This is a genomic window from Streptomyces sp. NPDC029466 (assembly GCF_055574515.1).
Window position 1 is genome coordinate 1 of sequence record NZ_JBVHZH010000006.1, and the last position, 5,711, is coordinate 5,711.

At 71.8% G+C, this 5,711-nt stretch carries 2 protein-coding genes and 1 pseudogene; 2 read left to right on the plus strand and 1 reads right to left on the minus strand.

All coding sequences use genetic code 11. The features are described from left to right. Positions 1 to 2,321, plus strand: a pseudogene (gene metE / locus ACZ4XD_RS07555) (5-methyltetrahydropteroyltriglutamate--homocysteine S-methyltransferase); the annotation flags it as partial. Positions 2,322 to 2,379: 58 nt separating this feature from the next. On the opposite strand, the gene ACZ4XD_RS07560 reads toward metE, so the two are convergent. Then, positions 2,380 to 4,437: a phosphocholine-specific phospholipase C gene (locus ACZ4XD_RS07560; RefSeq protein WP_468039157.1), complete on the minus strand. Its 2,058-nt coding sequence runs from the start codon at positions 4,435 to 4,437 to the stop codon at positions 2,380 to 2,382. A gap of 227 nt (positions 4,438 to 4,664) precedes the next feature. On the opposite strand from ACZ4XD_RS07560, the gene ACZ4XD_RS07565 reads away from it, so the two are divergent. Next, positions 4,665 to 5,567 (plus strand): class I SAM-dependent methyltransferase, encoded by a 903-nt coding sequence (locus ACZ4XD_RS07565; RefSeq protein WP_468039158.1) that lies wholly within the window; start codon positions 4,665 to 4,667, stop codon positions 5,565 to 5,567. Positions 5,568 to 5,711: the final 144 nt, after the last annotated feature.

The window sequence follows — 5,711 nt, forward strand, 5'->3', positions numbered from 1 at the left end:
CCAGGGGGTCCGCAGCGGGGGAAAAACGAGCAGGCGTAGAGGGCCACCCCGGGGAGGGGCAGAACTGGGAATGAAGGAGGGCCGTGGGGGGGTACGGGAGGGGCCCCCCCCCCCCCCCCCCGCTCCGTACCACCGCCGCCGGGCTGCGCCGCGCCAATTGGGAGCAGCTCGCCGGGGCCGGTGTCCATGAGGTGCCTACCGGCGACTTCTCGTACTACGACCACGTCCTGGACACCAGCGTGATGGTCGGCGCGATCCCGGCGCGGCACCGCGCCGCGGTGGCCACCGACCCCCTGGACGGTTACTTCGCGATGGCCCGCGGCACCCAGGACGTGGCGCCGCTGGAAATGACCAAGTGGTTCGACACCAACTATCACTATCTCGTCCCGGAGTTGGGGCCGGACACGGTCTTCGCAGCGGACTCCGCCGAGCAGGTCGCCCAGCTGACGGAGGCACTCGCCCTCGGGCTCGCCGCGCGGCCGGTCCTCGTCGGGCCCGTCACCTACCTCCTGCTGGCCAAGCCCGCGCCCGGCGTCGCGGCCGGCTTCGACCCGCTGACGCTGCTCGACCGGCTGCTGCCCGTCTACGCCGAGGTGCTCGCCGATCTGCGGGCGGCCGGCGCCCACTGGGTGCAGCTGGACGAGCCGGCGCTGGTCCAGGACCGCTCCCCCGCCGTGCTGAACGCCGCGGCCCGCGCCTACCGGGACCTGGGCACGCTCACCGACCGCCCGCAGCTGCTGGTGGCCTCGTACTTCGACCGGCTGGGCGAGGCGCTGCCGGTGCTGGCCAAGGCGCCCGTCGAGGGCCTGGCGCTGGACTTCACCGGTCCCGCGGCCGGCAACCTCCAGGATCTCGCGGCGGTCGGCGGGCTGCCCGGCAAGCGGCTGGTCGCCGGTGTCGTCAACGGCCGCAATATCTGGATCAACCACTACGAGCAGTCGCTGGCGACCCTGGGCACCCTGCTCGGGCTGGCCGAGCGGGTCGATGTGTCGTCCTCCTGCTCGCTGCTGCACGTCCCGCTGGACACCGGGGCCGAGCGGGACATCGACCCGCAGATCCTCCGCTGGCTGGCCTTCGCCCGGCAGAAGACCACGGAGATCGTGACGCTGGCGCGCGGCCTGGCCCGGGGCACCGACACCATCGCGGCCGAACTCGCCGCCAACCGCGCGGACCTGGCCTCCCGGGCGGGCTCGGCCCTCACCCATGACCCGGCGGTGCGCGCCCGCGCCGCGGCCGTGACCGGGGCCGACGGCCGCCGTTCCCAGCCGTACGCCGAGCGGTCCGCCGCCCAGCGCGCGCACCTGCGGCTGCCGCTGCTGCCGACCACCACCATCGGCTCGTTCCCGCAGACCGCCGAACTGCGCACGGCGCGGGCCGGTCTGCGGGCCGGGCGGCTGGACACCGAGGGGTACGAGGAGCGGATCTCGGCGGAGATCCGCGAGGTGCTCGCCTTCCAGGAGAAGGCCGGGATCGATGTCCTGGTGCACGGTGAACCGGAACGCAACGACATGGTCCAGTACTTCGCCGAGCAGCTGACCGGCTACCTCGCCACCCAGCACGGCTGGGTGCAGTCCTACGGCACCCGCTACGTCCGGCCGCCGGTCCTGGCCGGGGACATCTCCCGTCCCGAGCCGATGACGGTGCGCTGGACCCGCTACGCCCAGTCCCTCACCGAGCGGCCGGTCAAGGGCATGCTCACCGGCCCGGTCACCATGCTCGCCTGGTCCTTCGTCCGCGACGACCAGCCGCTGGGCGACACCGCCCGCCAGGTGGCGCTCGCGCTGCGCGACGAGGTGAACGACCTGGAGGCGGCGGGCACATCGGTCATCCAGGTCGATGAGCCCGCGCTGCGCGAGACGCTGCCGCTGCGTGCGGCCGGCCACGCCGCGTATCTGGCCTGGGCCACCGAGGCGTTCCGCCTCACCACCGGCGGGGTCCGTCCGGAGACCCAGATCCACACCCATATGTGCTACGCGGAGTTCGGTGACATCCTCCGGGCCATCGAGGACCTCGACGCCGATGTCATCAGCCTGGAGGCGGCCCGCTCCCATATGCAGGTCGCCACGGAGCTCGCCACGGCCGGCTATCCGCGCGAGGTGGGGCCCGGGGTCTATGACATCCACTCGCCGCGCGTCCCGGACGTGGTCGAGGCAACAGCCCTGCTGCGCAAGGGACTTGCCGCGATTCCCGCCGAGCGGCTGTGGGTCAACCCGGACTGCGGTCTGAAGACCCGTGGCTGGCCGGAGGTGCGGGCCGCCCTGGAGAACCTGGTCACCGCGGCCCGGGAGATCCGCGGCGGTCTGCCCGGCGGGGTTTCCTGACCGTGCGGGCCGGGACCGGCACCCGTGGGGGTGCCGGCCCCGGCCCGTCGCCGGCGGCTCAGCCCGTGATGATCGCCGGGTCGCTCACACCCGGCTCCCCGGTCTCCACATGGCCGGCGAACCGGCGCAGGAAGGCGGAGTCGGAGTCGGAGGTGACCGACAGGTCGTACCAGCGCTTGCTGGCCCGCAGGTCGACCGACTTCTTGACGGTGGCGCCCGCCCGGACCGGGTAGGTCTCGGCGGGGCCGCCGTACGCCTGGGTGACGGTGAGGTGGCAGTCGGTGCGGCCGGGGTTGGTCAGGGTGAGGACGACGCAACCGGCCGTCTTGTCATGGCGGGCGGTCACCTCGGGCCCGGTCTTCTTACCGTTGCCCTTGAAGGTGCGCAGGAAGCCGTTCGGGCCGTGGACGGACAGGTCGTAGACGTCCTTGGAGTAGGACGTGTTCCAGGTGTCGGAGATCTTCTTGCCGGCCTCCGTGGTGTACGTCCACGGGCCGTCGGTGCGGTTGCCCGCGGTGACGGTGAAGCAGGCGCCGGCGTTGTCACCGCTCTTGAAGGTGAGGGTGAAGCGGCCGGTGGAGGGGGTCGCGGACCCGTCGACCAGCGGCTCGTACGGCAGCGGGCGGGCGGGGCGGGAGCCGGCCTCCTGCTTGGGCAGCACGGGGTTGGCCGGCGGCTTCGGCACATAGCTGTCGTGCCGCTCCTTGTCCGGCGGCTGGTAGCCGTCGGTGGCGGGGAGCTCGGCCGGCTTGGTGTTCTCCAGCCCGAAGTCGAAGGCGGAGGTCAGGTCGCCGCAGATGGCGCGCCGCCAGGGCGAGATGTTGGGCTCGTGGACACCGAAGCGGCGCTCCATGAAGCGGATGATGGAGGTGTGGTCGAAGACCTCGGAGCAGACGAAGCCGCCGGTGCTCCAGGGGGAGACGACGAGCATCGGGACGCGCTGGCCGAGGCCGTAGGGGCCCGCGGAGTACTTGGCGTTGCCGCCGAAGCTGTCGAGTGAGGTGTCCACGGTCGACAGGCCCTGGTCGGCGGAGGCCGGCGGGAAGGGCGGCAGGACGTGGTCGAAGTAGCCGTCGTTCTCGTCGTAGGTGATGAACAGCGCGGTCTTGCTCCACACCTCGGGGTTGGAGGTGAGCGCGTCCAGCACCTGGGAGACGTACCAGGCGCCGTAGTTCGCGGGCCAGTTGGGGTGCTCGGAGAAGGCCTCGGGGGCGGCGATCCAGGAGATCTGAGGCAGCTTGCCGGCCTTCACATCGGCCTTGAGGACGTCGAAGTAGCCGTCGCCCTCCTTGGCGTTGGTGCCGGTGCGGGCCTTGTCGTACAGCGGGTCGCCGGGCTTGGCGTCACGGTACTGGTTGAAGAAGAGCAGTGAGTTGTCGCCGTAGTTGCCGCGGTAGGCGTCCTCGATCCAGCCCCACTTGCCGTCCGCGTCCAGGCCGTCACCGATGTCCTGGTAGAGCTTCCAGGAGATCCCGGCCTTCTCCAGCCGCTCCGGGTACGTCGTCCAGCCGTACCCCTCCTCCTCGTTACCGAGGACCGGACCGCCGCCCTTGCCGTCGTTGCCGACATACCCCGTGTACATGTAATAGCGGTTGGGGTCGGTCGCCCCGATGAACGAGCAGTGGTACGAGTCGCAGATGGTGAACGCATCGGCGAGCGCGTAGTGGAACGGGATGTCCTTGCGCGTCAGGTGGGCCATCGTCCCGGCGGTCTTGGCCGGGATCCAGTTGTCGTACTTGCCGTTGTTCCAGGCCTTGTGGCCGCCCGCCCACTCGTGGTCGAGACCCTCGATGAACTGCATGCCGAGGTTCTCGGCGTCCGGGTGGTAGGGCAGCACCTCCTTGTCGCCGTCCGGCTGGTGCCAGACGGACTTCCCGCTCTCGAGGATGAGCGGGCGCGGGTCACCGAAGCCGCGTACGCCCTTCATCGAGCCGAAGTAGTGGTCGAAGGAGCGGTTCTCCTGCATCAGCACGACGATGTGCTCGATGTCCTTGAGGGATCCGGAGCGTCGCGTGGCGGGGATGGCGGCGGCACGGGCGATGCTGCTCGACAGGGCCGAGGCCCCCGCGGTGGCGCCGGCTATCTGGAGGAAACGCCGTCGATTCAATTCAGACATGGGCTGGGAACCTCTTCGGGTGTGGGGGAGTTGGCGAAATGACAGGTGTTGATGTGCGGTTGTGTGAGGAGTGGTGCGGAACCACGGTCAGCAGAGTGTTCCAAGAGGAACGAGCGCCAGGGAAGGGGGGGTGTCGCAGATATGGCACATCGGGGTACGGGCGACGAACTCCCTGGTCGGGGATGCCGTACGGTCGACAGTGGAGCATTTCGGGCAAGGAGGACGTGATGGGCCGGAGCAGCGAGCGGCACGCGGACGGGGACCGGTCGGCCCGGCTGCCGGAGGAGGTCGCGACGGGCAACGCCGCCCAGGCCGAGGCCTGGAACGGGGACGACGGGGAGTACTGGGTCCGGCAGCGCGCGCATCAGGAAGCCCGGTACCGCCGGCTCACCCCGCGGCTGATGTCGGCGGCCGGGGTCCGGGCGGACAGCCGGGTGCTGGACATCGGATGCGGCAGCGGCGGGACGAGCCTGGAGGCGGCGCGGGCCGCTGCCGAGGGAGCGGTGCTCGGGGTCGATCTGTCGGGGCCGATGCTGGCCGAGGCCCGGAAGCAGGCCGCCGCGGCCGGACTCCCGCAGGTCGACTTCGCGCAGGGAGACGCTCAGGTCCACGACTTCGGGGCCACCGCGTTCGACGTCGTGATCAGCCGCTTCGGGGTGATGTTCTTCGCCGACCCGGAGGCGGCCTTCGGCAATATCGCCCATGCTCTGTGCCCCGGCGGCCGGCTGGCCTTCCTGTGCTGGCGGGAGCTGACGCAGAACGCCTATCTGACCGTGCCGTTCGAGGCGCTCGCCCCGTATACGCAGCTGCCGGACTTCGGTCTTCCGGGGGAACCGGGCCCCTTCTCGCTCGCCGACGCCGCCCGGATCAGGACGCTGTTGGAGGGCGCCGGATTCGACGGGATCTCGGTCGACGCGGTCGACGAGCCGATGTGGATGGGCACCGACGAGGACGATGCGGTGGCGTCCCTGACCGATATGCCGATGGCCCGCACGATGCTGGCCGGGGCCGACGAGGGGGCGAGGGCCGAGGCGCTCGCCGCCCTCCGGCGGGCCATGGCGGCCCACCGCGGCCCGGACGGGGTCACGCTCGGCAGCGCCTCGTGGCTGGTGACGGCGCGGCGGCGGTGAGTGCCGCGGCGCCGCAGAAGACGGCCCGGGAGAAGCGGCGGTGGGGGGGGGGGGGGGGGGGGGGGGGGGGGGGGGGGGGGGGGGGGGGGGGGAGGGGGGGGGGGGGGGGGGGGGGGGGGGGGGGGGGAGGGGAGGGGGGAGGGG

Excerpts from the sequence above, each read along its gene's own strand:
- ACZ4XD_RS07565 (WP_468039158.1), top strand. The coding sequence starts at position 4,665 with ATGGGCCGGAGCAGCGAGCGGCACGCGGACGGGGACCGGTCGGCCCGG.
- ACZ4XD_RS07560 (WP_468039157.1), bottom strand. The coding sequence starts at position 4,437 with ATGTCTGAATTGAATCGACGGCGTTTCCTCCAGATAGCCGGCGCCACC.